The following is a 14633-nucleotide window of genomic DNA, read 5'->3' on the forward strand; positions in this document are numbered from 1 at the left end:
AAAAAAGGGCGGCGCGACACGAAGTCGCACCGCCCTTCCGGTTGCACCCCGTTTTCGCGGGGGTCAGGTGAGCACCTCGGCAGGTGCATGGTTCTTGGTATTCTCGACAATCAATTTCTCGATATCGGAGACCGGCTGATTGGTCATTTCCTTGTCGATCTCGAGAACGACGCGCTTTTCGGCTTCCTTGTGGAGCTTCTTCCTGAGTTCGCCGAGCGTCTTGGGCGGGGCGATGATGGCGAGGGCATCGAAGTCGTTGGACAAGGCGCGTGCGTTCACGCGCTCTGCTGCCTCGTGCGCCCAGCGATCCTCTTCGAGCTGGTGGAAATCGGTCTCTTCGTAGCTCGAGCGGCCGGTCGTTCCCGACTGGAACACCGAACCCGGCCCGTCGGTCGAAAGCTCGCGGTCGGGCGCGTCGTCGCGTTCCCGGTGCTTTTCCACCCGAAGGTCGATCTGGTTACGGTCTCCCTCGTTACGCAGGAAGAGCATTTTGCGACCATCGGTCACGAGAACGAGGGCGTCGTTGGCCAGTCCCATGGGGTCTCCTTCTATCGACGTTGGAAGTCATTCCACCAACGTGACAGAAGCCCGCCGCGTTCCGTCCGTTCGTCGCGGCGAAAGGGCTTTTCGCACCACGAAAAAGGCCGCCCCCGATTTGTCGCGGGAGCGGCCTCGTTCGTTCGGACAGTCGCCGCGATCAGGCGCCGTTTTCGGGGCCCTCGGCCTGGTCCTCGCCGATCTCGCCATCGTCGGTCGGCGCGACCGTCTTGTCGTCGCCCTGGAGATCGCCTTCGACCATCTCCTCGGCCTCGTTCTCGGCATCCTCCTCCTCGTCGATCCGCGCGACCGAGACGACATGCTCCTTGTCGGCGACGTTGAAGATGGTGACGCCCTGCGTGTTGCGGCCGGCGATGCGAATGTCGCCGACCGTCGTGCGGATGATCTTGCCCTGGTCGGTGACCAGCATCAGCTGCTCGCCCTGATGGACCGGGAAGCTGGCGACGACATTGCCGTTGCGCTCGGAAGTGACGATGTTCGCCACGCCCTGACCGCCGCGGTTGGTGACGCGATATTCGAACGTCGAGGTGCGCTTGCCGTAGCCGTTTTCGGTGATGGTCAGCAGGAACTGCTCCTTCTCGACCAGCTCGGCATAGCGCTCCGCACTGAGTCCTTCGGCGCTCTCGTTGTCGCGCCAGATCGGCGACTTGAGGTAGAGCTCGCGCTCTTCGGCAGTCGACCCCGTCGAGCCGAGGATCGACATCGAGATGACGCGATCGTCTCCCAGCAGCCTGATCCCGCGCACGCCCTTCGACGCGCGACCCGTGAACTCGCGCACCGCAGTCGCCTCGAAGCGGATCGCCTTGCCGTTGCGCGTGGCCAGCAGCACGTCGTCGTCTTCGGTCAGCAGCGCGACCCCGACCAGCTTGTCGGTCGGATTGCCGCCCTCGTCCTCGTCGAACTTCATCGCGATCTTGCCGTTCGAGGGCACGTTGGTGAACGCGTCCATCGAGTTGCGGCGCACGGTGCCGCCTTCGGTCGCGAACATGATGTGGAGACCGGCCCATTCCGCCTCGTCCTGCGGGAGGGGGAGAACGGTGGTGATCGTCTCGCCGTCGGCGAGCGGCAGGATGTTGACCATCGGGCGACCCTTGGCAGTCGGGCCGCCCTCGGGAAGCTTCCAAACCTTCATGCGATAGACGCGGCCCGTGGAGGAGAAGAACATCACCGGGTTGTGCGTGGTCGTCACGAACAGGTTGGTGACGACATCTTCTTCCTTGGTGCTCATCCCCGCGCGGCCCTTGCCGCCGCGACGCTGGGCGCGGAACAGGGCGAGGGGGGTGCGCTTGATGTAGCCGGTGTGGGTCACGGTCACGACCATGTCCTCGACCTCGATCAGGTCCTCGTCCTCGATCCCGTCGACGGCGGGGGCGAGCAACGTCCTGCGCGGGGTCGCGAACTCGGCCTCGACCTCGTCGAATTCCTCGACCATCACCTCGTAGAGGCGCGCCCGGTTCGACAGGATCTCGAGCAGTTCGCCGATGGTCTTGGCCAGCTCCTCGAGCTCGCCGCCGATCTCGTCGCGGCCGAGCTGGGTGAGACGGTGGAGGCGCAGTTCGAGAATCGCCTTCACTTGCAATTCGGACAAGCGATAGACGCCGCCGACATGGTCGGACGCCTGGCCCTCGACCAGTTCGATATATTGGACGATTTCGCCGATCGGCCACTCCTTGCCGAGCAACTTTTCGCGCGCTTCGGCCGGGCTCTTCGAGCCGCGGATCATCGCCACGACCTCGTCGAGATTGGTGACCGCGACGACCAGGCCGAGCAAGACGTGAGCACGTTCGCGCGCCTTGGCGAGCTCGTATTTCGAGCGGTTGGTGATGACCTCTTCGCGGAACTTGACGAAGCTCTCGATGATGTCGCGCAGGGTCAGCGTCTCGGGACGCCCGCCGCGGATGGCGAGCATGTTGGCGGCAAAGCTCGTTTGCGCCGGCGTGTGCCGCCACAACTGGTTGAGCACCACCTCGGGAGTCGCGTCGCGCTTGAGGTCGATCGCGATGCGCACGCCCTCGCGGTTGGACTCGTCGCGAATGTCGCTGACGCCTTCGATGCGCTTGTCCTTGGCGGCTTCGGCGATCTTCTCGACCAACCCGGACTTGCCGACCTGGTAGGGGATCTCGGTCAGGATGATCTGCTTCTTGTCGCCGCGCGTCTCCTCGACGTGCGCCTTGGCGCGCATCATCATCGAGCCGCGCCCGGTGGTGTAGGCGGCACGGATGCCGCTCGCGCCCAGGATCTGCGCGCCGGTCGGGAAATCGGGGCCCTTGACGTGCTCCATCAGGTCTTCCGACGTCACCGCCGGATCTGCGATGTAGGCGCGGCAGGCATTGATCACTTCGCCGAGGTTATGCGGCGGGATGTTAGTCGCCATGCCGACCGCGATACCGCCGGCGCCATTGACGAGCAGATTGGGGAAGCGCGCGGGCAGGACTTGCGGCTCGCTCTCGCTGGCGTCGTAGTTGGGCTGGAAGGCGACCGTGTCCTTGTCGATGTCGCCCAGCAGGAAGTTGGCGACCTTGGCGAGGCGCGCTTCGGTGTACCGCATCGCGGCCGGCGGATCGGGGTCCATCGAGCCGAAATTGCCCTGGCCGTCGATCAGCGGCACGCGCATCGACCAGTCCTGCGTCATGCGCGCGAGGGCGTCGTAGATCGCGCTGTCGCCGTGCGGGTGATACTTACCCATGACGTCACCGACGATGCGGCTCGACTTGCGGTAGGGGCGGCCCGCGACATAGCCCGCTTCCTGGCAGGCGTAGAGGATGCGGCGGTGGACCGGCTTCAACCCGTCGCGCACGTCGGGTAACGCGCGGCTGACGATGACGCTCATCGCATAGTCGAGATAGGAGGTCTTCATCTCCTCGACGATGGAGATGGGGGCGATGTCGCCTGCGGGTTCGGGAAGCGTGTCGGTCGGGGTGTCGTCGGCCACGAAAAATCCTGTCGTCGTTGGTGAGGCTCCGGCACAGGGACGCGCGCCGAATCTGTCTTCGGAGAGACTAGCGCGCGCGCACGCGCGAGGCCAGCATTAAGCAGCCCTCAACGCATGAAATCCGGATTCCGGTTTACGTTTACGTCAACCTTCGCGGACGAACAACGGCGCATCCGGGGTCGATCCGTCCGTTCGGTAGCGCCAGCCGTCGCGGTCGAAGCGCTTCAATTCCCCGACATCCTCGACACGCTCGTCGCACACCCAGCGCGCCATCGCGCCGCGCGCGACCTTGGCCGCGAAACTCTGGAACTGCAGTCCCTTGGCAGTCTCGACGCGGAAGTCGGGCGCGATGATCTTCAAGGACTTGGGAAGCTGTCCGCGCACGACGTCGTAATATTCGTTCGAGGCGAGGTTGAGCAGCACGCCCGAGCCCTCCTCGCGCAACTGCTTGCGCAATTCCTTGGCAACCTTGCCGCCCCAATGGTCGGTCAGCTTGCCCTTGTCGCCTTTCTCGGGCGACCAGGCAGTGCCCATCTCGAGACGATAGGGACGCATCCGGTCGAGCGGGCGCAGCATGCCGTAGAGCCCCGAGAGGATGCGCACGTGATCCTGCGCGAAGGCGATCACGTGCTCGTCGGCGCTGGCCACGTCGAAGCCGCGATAGACGTCGCCCGCAAAGGTGCGGATCGCGGGGCGCGTCTCGGCCGAGAAGAACTTGTCGTACCGTTCCTCGTTGAGCGCGGCGAGCTTGTCCGAAATGCCCATGATCTTCTTGAGATCGGCAGCGGTAAGGTCGTCGGCCGCGCGCGCGATCGCGGCCGCGTCGCGTTCGAACCGCGGGACGGTGGCTGTTTCGGGGTAGGGGGTTTCGAGGTCGAGCGACTTGGCAGGCGAAAGCAGGATCAGCATGGCGCCTTGGCTAGCCCAGCGTCCTTGCGAGGTAAACCGGAGCTTTCGGCCCTATTCAATGGACGTTCAGCGCGAATCTGGCACTTGGGCTTCCGATATGCGTTTCGAGGGGGTATGCCCCCACACGTTTTCCCCCGATCAAGGCAATAGAGGAGCCTGTATCCATGAAATTCCCGATGACCGCCGTGGCGCTCGCGCTTGCCGGCATGACCATGACGGCCGCCCCGAGCGCCGCCTTCGCGCAGGACGAGGCCGCCGAGGCCAAGCCGCAGAAGGAATATGATCTATCGAAGAAGGCCCGCGCTGCCCTGTTCGAGATGCAGGCGGCGATCACCGCGAAGGAATGGGACAAGCTTCCCGCCTTGTCGGCCGCGGCCAAGGCCACGCTCAAGACCAACGACGACAAGTACGTCTACGGTCAGATGATGCTCAAGGCGGCCAGCGACCAGAAGGACAATCTGGCTGCGCTTGCCGCACTCGACGAGATGGCGGCAAGCGGCGCGGCCGACATGGCCGAACTGCTTCCGATCTACGTCAATCTCGGCAAGATCTTCTACAATGCCGACGACCTGACGAACGCCGAGAAGATCCTCCTGAAGTCGCTGGAGATGGATCCGAACAATTCGGACGCGCTCATCACGCTTGCCGAGACCCGTAACAAGCAGCAGCGCCCCAGCGAAGCGGTGAAGCTGATCGCGGAGGCGATCGCCAAGCGCGAGGCCGCCCAGACGGCGGTCGACGAGAATTGGTACAAGCGCGCCGTTGCGCTGGCCTACGAGGCCGAGGACGCCCAGGCGATCAAGATCGGCCAGAAGTGGGTCGGTGCCTATCCAAGCGCGCAGAACTGGCGTGACGCGCTGCGCATCTACCTGGCGCTGTCGAACCGCAACATCGGCGATCTCATCGACGTCATGCGCCTCCAGGCGGCGGTCGACGCGCTCAATGGCGAGAACGACTATTACATGTTCGCCGACGAGCTCCTCAAGAAGGGCTATCCGGGCGAGGCGCTGGTCGTGCTCAACAACGGCTTCGGTGCCGGCAACATCGATCGCAACAAGGTGATCTTCAAGGACATCCTGTCGCGTGCGACCAGCCAGGCCGATGGCGACCGTGCGGGCCTCGAGCCCGCCGCCAAGAAGGCGATGAGCGCCGCCGAAGCACGTCAGGCGATGGTCACCGGCGACGCCTTCTACGGCTATGGCGAGTACCAGAAGGCGGCCGACCTCTACCGCGCCGCGCTCGGCAAGACCGGGGTCGATGCCAACCTGGCCAACCTGCGTCTCGGCATGGCGCTCGCTCGCATGGGCGACGTCGAGGGCGCCCGCACCGCTCTTCGCGAAGTGCAGGGCCCGCACGCCGACACGGCGGCCTACTGGATGGTGTATCTCGACACCCGCGGCTAAGCCGTTCCGGAACCACGAGAAACGGGCGTCGGCCATGCGGTCGGCGCCCGTTTTCGTTGGCCGCGCGGGAACTGTCCCAATTCGGGAAGGTTAACCGCACCTCCCTGTGATCCACGGCCTTGCGCCCGCAAGCATGCGCACGCGGGAATGTCCCCGCATGGGAGATCGACCACCGGTGCGCTTCGACGACCGCCTTGCGACCTTGCTGACCCTGCCGGTGGCGGATGCGCACGATCGTGCCGTCCGCTGGCGCCAGCTGGTCGAGCTCGCCGCGCAGGCGGGGGCCGAGGACGAGGAAAGCGCCGCGTTCATCGCCGCGCTGGCCGTCGCCCGCGCCGACCGGTCGAAGGTCGCCCGCGAGGTGCGCGCCGCCGCCGGACGCGCGATCGCCGGCAGGCCGCTCCCGCTCAAATTGCTCGAACTGTTCGCCGAGGACGCGCTGGTCGTGAATGCGCCGGTGCTGGCCGCCGCGCGCCTCGGCAAGCCGCGCGTACGCCACCTGGCGGCGATCGCCGACGAGGAGACGCGGCGCTTTCTCGCCGCGCTTCACCCCGGCCTGGAGGAAATGGAGCAACCCGACTTCGCGGGGCTCGCCGCCAAGGTGGAGGAGCGCCGCAGCGCCAAGACAGCGCCCGAGCCGCCGGCGCCCGCCCCGGTGGTGCCGCGCGCCGAGCCGAGCGTCGAACCGGGCATCGAGTGGCCGCCCGCACCGCCGCCGCCTGCGCCCGAACGCGCCCCCGCGAAAGGCGGCCTGTTCCGCTGGGAAAGCGGCCCGGGCGGCGACGTCCGCTGGGTCGAAGGCGTGCCGCGCGGCGCGATGGTCGGGCGCTCGATCGCCAGCGAGGACTTCAGCGCAAGCGTCGCCGATGCGTTCGCCGCGCGCGCGCCGTTCGACGAGGTCGCGCTCTCGATCGCGCCGCTTGGCGACTATGTGATCAGCGGCGAACCCGCATTCGATCCCGAGGACGGGCGTTTCCTCGGCTATCACGGCCATGCTCGCCCCAAAGCCGAGGCCAGGCCCATTGCGACCAGGCCGCGCAGGAGCGCCGCCGCTCCCAAGCGGGCAAGCCGACCGGCGGCGACCACGCGCAACGTGGATTCGCTGCGCGAGCTGGTCCACGAGATCAAGACGCCGCTCAACGCGATCATCGGCTTCGCCGAGATCATCGACGGCCAGTATCTCGGCCCGGCGCATCGCCGCTACCGCGAACGCGCCGCCGAGATCGTCACGCAGGCCCGTATCCTGCTGGGGGCGATCGAGGATCTCGACCTCGCCGCGCGCGTCCAGTCCGGGCAGGTCGAGGCGGCAGGCGCGCCGAGCAATGCGAGCGAGCTGGTCGGGCGTGCCATCACCGCACTCCAGCCCCGCGCGGAGCGCGCCGGCGTGACCGTCAGGGCCGACATTCGCGGTGAGGACTTCCACTGCGCGCTCGACGAGGAAGTCGCCATGCGGCTCGTCACGCGCCTCGTCGGTGCCCTGGTCGAGGCGGCAGGCGAGGGCGAAACACTCCGCGTCGCGCTGGCGCGGCCGGGCTCGCACTGCAAGCTCTCGGTCAACCGTCCCGCCAGCATCGAGGGACTTTCCGAAGCGCGCCTACTCGACCCCGCCCTCAGCCTCGAGGGGGAGGGCAAGCCGCTCCTGGGTCTCGGTTTCTCGCTGCGTCTCGTGCGCGGCCTCATCCGCATCGCGGGCGGCGAACTGGCGATCGAACCCGACGCGATCGCGCTCCATCTGCCGACCGCGATATCGTGACGCTTGCGCCCGCCGCCTTCACGCGGCTAGGGCGAGAGAAGGCGGGGGGCCTGTAGCTCAACTGGTTAGAGCTGGCCGCTCATAACGGCTAGGTTGCGGGTTCGAGTCCTGCCGGGCCCACCACCGCCGCCATTTGCGCTGCAAGTCGAGTGGGCAGGGGAGTGGTCGGGGAGACAGGATTCGAACCTGCGACCCTCTGCTCCCAAAGCAGATGCGCTACCAGGCTGCGCTACTCCCCGACTGGCCCCGCGCCCTATCAGAGGCGCCTCGGGCGGCAAAGTCTATTCGACACCGCCCGAGAGGATCGCCAGAACCGCGGTCCACGCCGCGACATTCTGCCGCAGCGCCTCGGGATCGATCTTGTCGAGCGTGTCGTCGGCAGTGTGGTGGTAATCGAAATAGCGCATGCCGTCCTGGCTGAGCCCGACACCGGGCGTTCCGGCATTGAGCAGCGGCGAGATATCCGATCCTTCCGCGCGGTCGAACGCGCCCGTGACCACGCCAAGCGGCGCGACGGCGGCAGCGAGCATGCGCGCCTCCTCGACACGGGCTTCGCCGAGTTTGCTGTCGATCCGGAAGATGCGATCCGCGCCGAAATCGCTTTCGAGCGCGGCATAATGGTCTTCGCTGCCATGACGGGCGAGATAGTCGCGGCCGCCGAACAGGCCGGGCTCCTCGGCGCCGAACCAGACGATGCGGATGGTGCGCAGCGGGCGGCCTGCATCCATGATGCGTTTGGCGGCCGCGGCGGCGATGGCGACACCGGCGCCGTCGTCGATCGCACCCGTCCCCAGGTCCCAGCTGTCGAGGTGGCCCGCCACCAGGATCGGCGCAAGCGAAGGATCGCGGCCCGGCACCTCGGCGATGACATTGCCCGACGTCTGCCCCTCGACCCGCTCGTTCTCGAGGACGAGGTGGAGGCGGACCGGACGGCCACGCTCGAGGATGCGCACGAGCTGTTCGGCATCGACCACGCTCAGCGCGCCCGCGGGGATCGGCTTGGCGCCGTCGGCGAAAGCCATCGTGCCGGTATGGGGATGGCGATGATGATCGGTTCCGGCCGAGCGCACGATGACGGCAAGCGCGCCCTTCTGGCTCGCGAGGGTAGGCGCCTGCCTCCGCGGCGCGCCGCCCGGGCCGTAGCTCGATCCGTCCTGAGTCGGGGCCATGGCATGATCGACGAACACGATCTTGCCCTTCACGGCCTCGTCGGGCGCGACGCGCAATTCGTCGATGGACGAGAAGGCGACGATGTCGCCCGTCACGCCGGCGGCGCCCGTCGACCCGCTATTGCCGAGCGCTGTGACAGCGAGAGGCTGCGGGAAGGGCGAGAGGACGTGCGCGCTTTCCGAGCCGCGGGTCCAGCGCGGCATGGTGAATTCCTCGACCCGCACGTTGGCAAACCCCATCGCCTTGAGCTTGGCGACCGACCAGGCGCGGGCGCGCGCTTCGGCCTCGGTCGCTGCAAGCCGGGGGCCGACCTCGGTGGTCAACGCCTCGACGATATCCCACGCATAATCGTCCTCGAGCGCGGCATCGCGCAGCGCGGCGACCTCGCGATCGACGATCACCGGCGGTGGCATTGTCTGCTGGGCGGCGGCGAGGGAGGGAATGGCGGCAGCGGCGAGAAGCGCCGCGGTCATCAGAGCGCGAGTCATGGCGAAGGCGTAACCGCCCGCTCGCCCCCTGTCACCGCCCTTCGTCGAAAACATCAGAGCAGGCGGAGCTGGTCGCCCTGGGGCGGCTCGAACAGGTCGGTGCGAAGCTGGAACTTCGAGCGTCCGAGCCCTGCCGCACGCGCCGCGCGCTCGAAGCGGGCGCGAAACAGGTCGGCCCACACGCCTTGTCCGCGCAGGCGCGAGAAGAAGCGCGGGTCGTTGTCGCGCCCGCCGCGCATCGCATTGATGGTCGCCATCACCTTGCCGGCGCGCTCGGGATAATGCTCGTCGAGCCAGGCGCGGAACAGCGGCGCGACCTCGTGGGGAAGCCGCACCGGCAGGAAGAACGCGCCGCGCGCACCCGCGTTGGCCCCGGCGGCGAGGATCGCTTCCATTTCCGGATCGGTAATGTGCGGAACGACCGGCGAGATGGAAAGGTGGGTTGGTACGCCCGCTTCGGCCAGCGCCTCGATCGCCGCCAGGCGCTTGCGCGGGGCAGGGGCGCGCGGTTCGAGCGTGCGATGCACCTTGGGGTCGAGCGAAGTCACGCTGATCGCCACCGCCGCGATGCCGAGCCGTGCGGCGGGCGCGATCAGGTCGAGATCGCGCAGCACCCGGTCGGACTTGGTGGTGATGGTGAAGGGGTGCTTGAGGTCGAGCAGCAGTTCGAGCACCGAGCGCGTCACCTTCCATTCCGCCTCGATCGGCTGAAACGGGTCGGTATTGGTGCCGAGCGCGATCGGGGCCGGCGTGTAGCCCTTCTTGCCCAGCGCCTGGTGAAGCAGCGCCGCGGCGTCCGGTTTCACGAACAGGCGGCTTTCGAAGTCCACGCCCGGCGAGAGGTCGTGATAGGCATGGGTCGGGCGCGCGAAGCAGTAGATGCAGCCGTGCTCGCACCCGCGATAGGGGTTGACCGAGCGGTCGAACCCGATGTCCGGCGAGCTGTTGCGCGTCAGGATGGTCCTCGCGCGCTCGATCGTCACGCTGGTGCGCCGCGGCGGCGGCGCGCCGTCGATATCCTCGACCGCATCGAGCCAGTCGCCCTCGACCACGCGCTCCTTCAGATTGAAGCGGGTGGGGGTGGCGTTGCGGGTGGCGCCGCGGCCCTTGATCGACTCGACTGGCATGGCGCCAGCCTAGTCCATCATGCGGAACAGAACAAGAACATCAGCGCCGTGTCGGATATTTCGGCGCGCGGTGTTCGACGACGTCCTTGAGCGCGGGCGGGCGGTTTCCCGCGAGCGCGTGGTAGACGAAGTAATTGCGCAACACCGAGGGGATGTAGAAGCGCGTTTCCCAGTAGGGCAGGCTTTCCATCCACAGCAGCGGGTCGCCCCCATCCGCGATCGACTGCCAGCGCGTCACCGGCACCAGCCCGGCATTGTAGGAAGCGGTGACGCGGAAAAGCTCGTCGCGCGTCGCCGGCTCGCGGCGCATGAGCTCGATGAACGCCTGGCCGTGGTCGAGGTTGGTCTCGGGACGCTTGAGATCGTCGGCGGTGACCGTCTGCCCACGGCTGCGCGCCGTGTCGCGCGCGGTCCCGGGACGCACCTGCATCAGGCCGACCGCATCCGCCGGACTGACCACCCGGGGCCTGAAATCGCTTTCCTGGATGACGTGGGCGTAGGCGATGTAGGGATCGAGACGCCATCCGTTGTCGGGCGTCCAGCCAGGCGCGGGATAGCGGTCCGCCAGATCGACGCTCGCACCCGGCTGGCCGTTGGTGGCAAGCCAGTATTGCGCGCCGCCCAAATCGAGCCTCTTGGCAATCTCGACGAGCGCCTTGTGCTGTCTCGGATCGCCGATCGCCGCCTGGTGCTTGAGATATTCCTCCGCGAGGGACCTGCGCCCGATCTCGACCAGCGCAATGGCGCGCGCGATGTTGGGCAGCTGGGCAACCCGTTCGAGATCGCGCGCCGACGGCGTCTCGACCCGCTGCGCGGGCTTGAGGGCCATGCCGAGCGTCTCGCGCGCGACGATCCCATAAAAACTTTCCTCGTTGGCCGCGGCAGCGCGCAGGCGGGACTGGACCTCGTGGGGGTTACCGCAAGCCTGCGCCGCCCGCGCCGACCAGTAATGCCCGGCAGCGGCCAGTTCGCGGTCCGAGGTCCCCAGCGCGGCAAGCCGGAAGGCGTCGCCCGCCGTGCGGCAATCGTTGAGCCGCCAGCTGGCCAGCGCCTCGATCCAGGCCGACCGGGCCTTCCATTCGGATTGGCCGTACGCCGCGCCCTCCGCGGCAACGCGGCGCGCATCGGCGTAGGCGCCGCGGACGTAATGGATCCAGGCGACACGCTGCGCGATTTCCGCGCGTCCCTCGCCGACAAGCGATCCCTCGTCGACCGCAGCCCGGTAGAGCGCTTCGGCGGAAATCCCGTCGTCGGCGTCGACGAACGACGTCATCTCCTCGCGCAGCCGCACCGCGACGGGATCGTCGCTCGAGCGCCCGCGCTGGCGGCGCGGGGCGGAACCCAGCGTGCGCAGGCCTCGCGTGGCAACCACCGGCATCGCGTCGGCCCCGCGACGCTGGGCGAGACGCGCGAGCTGCGAGGCCTGCGGCAATTCGGGGGCCCGCACGAGCAACGCCTCGAGTGGCTCCTTGGAGACGCGCGGCGAATTGGCGGCGAGGTAGAATTCGGCTTCGGCGACCGGGTGCAAGGGGTGGCGCGTGTCGAGCTTGAACAGCATCGCGCGCACCACGTCCCATTGCTCGCGATCGATCGCGGCGAACACGCCCGACCAGCTCGCCTCGACGTCGGGGAGTTGCGCCCCTTCCGGCAGGCGTTGCTGCTGCCCCGGCGGAAGCGGTGCGAGCGGATCGTTTGCCTGGGCGAACGCAGGGGCCGAGGACGCGAGCAAGGTGGCAGCCAGCGACAGTCGTAAGATCATTCGGTTTCGCTCTTGAGCAGGAGGAGGTCGTCCCAGGCGAGCCGTTTGTCCTGTGGACGTTCGAGCAACCAGCGCGGGTGGAAGGTGGCGACGGCGGGAATGCCCTCGACGTGGTGGAGCACTCCGCGCGCCTTGGCGAGCGGCTTGTCGGTCAGCGCGCGCGCTGCGGCGTCGCCGAACAGGATCAGTCGGCGGGGCGCGGCATGGCCGATATGGAGCCTCGCGAGCGGCGCGAGTTTTTCGATTTCACCGTTCTTGAGCCGTTCGCCCGGAACGTGCCCGTGATCGAGCAGCGCCCAGTAGGCGGCTTGTGGGTCGAGCCCCAGCGCACCGAGCATCCGCTCCGCCATCGCCCCGGCAGCGCCGCCCATCGGACGTCCGTCGGCAAGATCGGCGCGGTCGGGCCGGTCGCCCAGCATCATCACCGGCGCTCCCTCGATACCTTGCGGCAGGACCGCTCGTGCGCCGCGCGCCGTGCACTCCGCCTCGATCCAGTGAGGCCATTCCGCGAGTGTTTCGGGCAACCGGACGGCCGGGCGGGGGGCATCGTCCGCCTTTTCGGCGACGGGCGCCGCAGACGGAGCGGGTTGTGGAACGGGAGACGCAGTCGCGGGAATGAGATCGGTCCAGGCCGGGGCATTCTCGCGCACGGCGACGTCGACGCCGGCATCGCGCCACCAGGCCAACAGGGCGGCTGCCCCCGCCTGATCGATTCCCGCTCCGCTCATGTCCCAGTCCTTCGACAAGGTTGACGAGCAATGCAAGCATTGGGCAGGGCAGGTGCGTCGGACGGGCCGCGCGCCGCGACCGGAAGACGCTTGCCCGCGCCGGGCCTTGAAAGAGGGACAGAATGACCACCCGCGAATCCATGGAATATGATGTCGTCATCGTCGGGGCCGGGCCTGCCGGCCTGAGCGCCGCGATCCGCCTCAAGCAGCTGGCCGAGGAAGCGGGGCGCGACCTGTCGGTGTGCATCCTCGAGAAAGGCTCCGAAGTCGGCGCGCATATCCTTTCGGGCGCGGTGATCGATCCCAAGGCGCTCGACGAGCTGATCCCGGACTGGCGCGACAGGGACTGCCCGCTCAAGGTGCCGGTCACCGAGAACCACCACTGGGTGCTGACCGGAACTGGGAAATATTCGATCCCGCATCTCCTGACCCCGTCCTTCATGCACAACAAGGGCACCTACACGGGAAGCCTGGGCAATCTGTGCCGCTGGCTCGCGGGGCAGGCCGAAGCGCTCGGCGTCGAAATCTTCCCGGGCTTCGCCGCCGCCGAGATATTGTTCGACGACCAAGGCAAGGTGAAGGGCGTCGCCACCGGCGACATGGGCGTCGCGCGCGACGGGGAGAAGCGCCCGGACTACCAGCCCGGCATGGAACTCCACGCCAAGTATACCTTCTTCGCCGAAGGTGCGCGCGGCCACCTGACCAAGGAAGCAACCCGCATCTTCAACCTGCGCGAGGATTCGGGTCCGCAGGTTTATGGCATCGGGATCAAGGAATTGTGGGACATTCCTGCCGAGAAACATCAGCCGGGCAGGGTGATCCATACGCAGGGTTGGCCGCTCGATGACGCGTGGGGCGGGGGCTTCCTCTACCATCAGGACAACGGCCAGGTGGCGCTCGGCTTCGTCGTCGCGCTCGACTACGACAATCCCTACCTCTCACCGTTCGAGGAAATGCAGCGTTGGAAGACGCATCCCGCGATCCGCGCCGAGATCGAAGGCGGCAAGCGCATTTCCTATGGCGCGCGCGCGATCAACGAAGGCGGCTGGCAGTCCATCCCGCAGCTCGCCTTCCCGGGCGGCGCGCTGATCGGCTGCTCGGCGGGCTTCGTCAACGTGCCGCGCATCAAGGGCACCCACACCGCGATGAAGTCGGGCATGCTCGCCGCCGAGGCCGCCTTCGCAGCGCTCGGTGCGCAGCGGTCGAACGACGTGCTCGATGCCTACGAGCCCGCAGTTCGCTCGAGCTGGATCGGCACCGAACTCAAGAAGGTCCGCAACGCGCAGCCTGCGGTCGCCAAATTCGGCTCGACCATCGGCACGGTCATTGCCGGTTTCGACATGTGGATGAACCATCTGGGCATCGGCACGCCGTGGACGATGAAGCACCACGCCGATCACACGCAGATGCGCCGCAAGGAGCATTGTCACCCGATCGTCTATCCCAAGCCCGACGGCGTGCTGACCTTCGATCGCCTCTCTTCGGTCTATCTGTCGAACACCAATCACGAAGAAGACCAGCCCGTCCACCTCACGCTGAAGGATGCGAGCATCCCGATCGACGTGAACTATCGACTCTATGCCTCTCCGGAAACGCGCTATTGTCCGGCCGGCGTCTACGAGATCGTGGGCGAGGATGTCGGCGAGCCCAGGCTCCAGATCAACGCGCAGAATTGCGTCCACTGCAAGACTTGCGACATCAAGGACATGACCCAGAACATCAACTGGGTCGTCCCGGAAGGCGGAGGAGGCCCGAACTATCCCAACATGTAGCCGCCTCGCCGCCATCGCCCTCGCAGCCACCGTC

10 protein-coding genes and 2 tRNA genes are annotated in these 14633 nt (G+C 67.3%); 4 read left to right on the forward strand and 8 right to left on the reverse strand.

The window, feature by feature from the left end; all coding sequences use genetic code 11:
* Positions 1 to 63: 63 nt before the first annotated feature.
* From NNY25_RS07450 to NNY25_RS07460, 3 genes are all read right to left on the reverse strand, one after another.
* Positions 64 to 537, reverse strand: a complete 474-nt coding sequence (locus NNY25_RS07450; protein ID WP_265570714.1) for a host attachment family protein — start codon at positions 535 to 537, stop codon at positions 64 to 66.
* A 160-nt stretch (positions 538 to 697) separates the two neighbouring features.
* Positions 698 to 3490 carry a DNA gyrase subunit A gene (gene gyrA, locus NNY25_RS07455; protein ID WP_265570715.1) on the reverse strand — a complete coding sequence of 931 codons (2793 nt, stop codon included), beginning with the start codon at positions 3488 to 3490 and terminating at the stop codon, positions 698 to 700.
* Between the two features lie 144 nt (positions 3491 to 3634).
* On the reverse strand, positions 3635 to 4399 hold the full coding sequence (locus NNY25_RS07460) for a YaaA family protein (protein ID WP_265570716.1): 765 nt from the start codon (positions 4397 to 4399) through the stop codon (positions 3635 to 3637).
* A 164-nt stretch (positions 4400 to 4563) separates the two neighbouring features.
* Here NNY25_RS07460 and NNY25_RS07465 point away from each other — a divergent pair, with 164 nt between their 5' ends.
* From NNY25_RS07465 to NNY25_RS07475, 3 genes are all read left to right on the forward strand, one after another.
* Entirely contained in the window at positions 4564 to 5802 is a 1239-nt protein-coding gene (locus tag NNY25_RS07465; protein WP_265570717.1) for a tetratricopeptide repeat protein, read from the forward strand.
* Between the two features lie 157 nt (positions 5803 to 5959).
* On the forward strand, positions 5960 to 7555 hold the full coding sequence (locus NNY25_RS07470; RefSeq protein ID WP_265570718.1) for a sensor histidine kinase: 1596 nt from the start codon (positions 5960 to 5962) through the stop codon (positions 7553 to 7555).
* A 46-nt stretch (positions 7556 to 7601) separates the two neighbouring features.
* Positions 7602 to 7678 (forward strand) — tRNA-Ile (locus tag NNY25_RS07475).
* A 39-nt stretch (positions 7679 to 7717) separates the two neighbouring features.
* Here the strand turns inward: NNY25_RS07475 and NNY25_RS07480 are convergent.
* From NNY25_RS07480 to NNY25_RS07500, 5 genes are all read right to left on the reverse strand, one after another.
* Positions 7718 to 7794: transfer RNA gene (locus tag NNY25_RS07480), tRNA-Pro, on the reverse strand.
* A 42-nt stretch (positions 7795 to 7836) separates the two neighbouring features.
* Positions 7837 to 9198 carry a M20/M25/M40 family metallo-hydrolase gene (locus NNY25_RS07485; protein ID WP_265570719.1) on the reverse strand — a complete coding sequence of 454 codons (1362 nt, stop codon included), beginning with the start codon at positions 9196 to 9198 and terminating at the stop codon, positions 7837 to 7839.
* Positions 9199 to 9266: 68 nt separating this feature from the next.
* Positions 9267 to 10340, reverse strand: a complete 1074-nt coding sequence (locus NNY25_RS07490) for a PA0069 family radical SAM protein (RefSeq protein WP_265570720.1) — start codon at positions 10338 to 10340, stop codon at positions 9267 to 9269.
* Between the two features lie 40 nt (positions 10341 to 10380).
* Complete coding sequence (locus NNY25_RS07495; RefSeq protein ID WP_265570721.1) at positions 10381 to 12099, reverse strand: lytic transglycosylase domain-containing protein; 1719 nt, start codon at positions 12097 to 12099, stop codon at positions 10381 to 10383.
* Positions 12096 to 12827 (reverse strand): uracil-DNA glycosylase family protein, encoded by a 732-nt coding sequence (locus NNY25_RS07500; RefSeq protein ID WP_265570722.1) that lies wholly within the window; start codon positions 12825 to 12827, stop codon positions 12096 to 12098. Before NNY25_RS07500 ends, NNY25_RS07495 begins: the two co-directional genes overlap by 4 nt.
* A 122-nt stretch (positions 12828 to 12949) precedes the next feature.
* On the opposite strand from NNY25_RS07500, the gene NNY25_RS07505 reads away from it, so the two are divergent.
* Positions 12950 to 14599 (forward strand): electron transfer flavoprotein-ubiquinone oxidoreductase, encoded by a 1650-nt coding sequence (locus NNY25_RS07505; protein WP_265570723.1) that lies wholly within the window; start codon positions 12950 to 12952, stop codon positions 14597 to 14599.
* Positions 14600 to 14633: the final 34 nt, after the last annotated feature.

Source organism: Sphingomicrobium nitratireducens, assembly GCF_026157035.1.
Lineage (GTDB): Bacteria > Pseudomonadota > Alphaproteobacteria > Sphingomonadales > Sphingomonadaceae > Sphingomicrobium > Sphingomicrobium nitratireducens.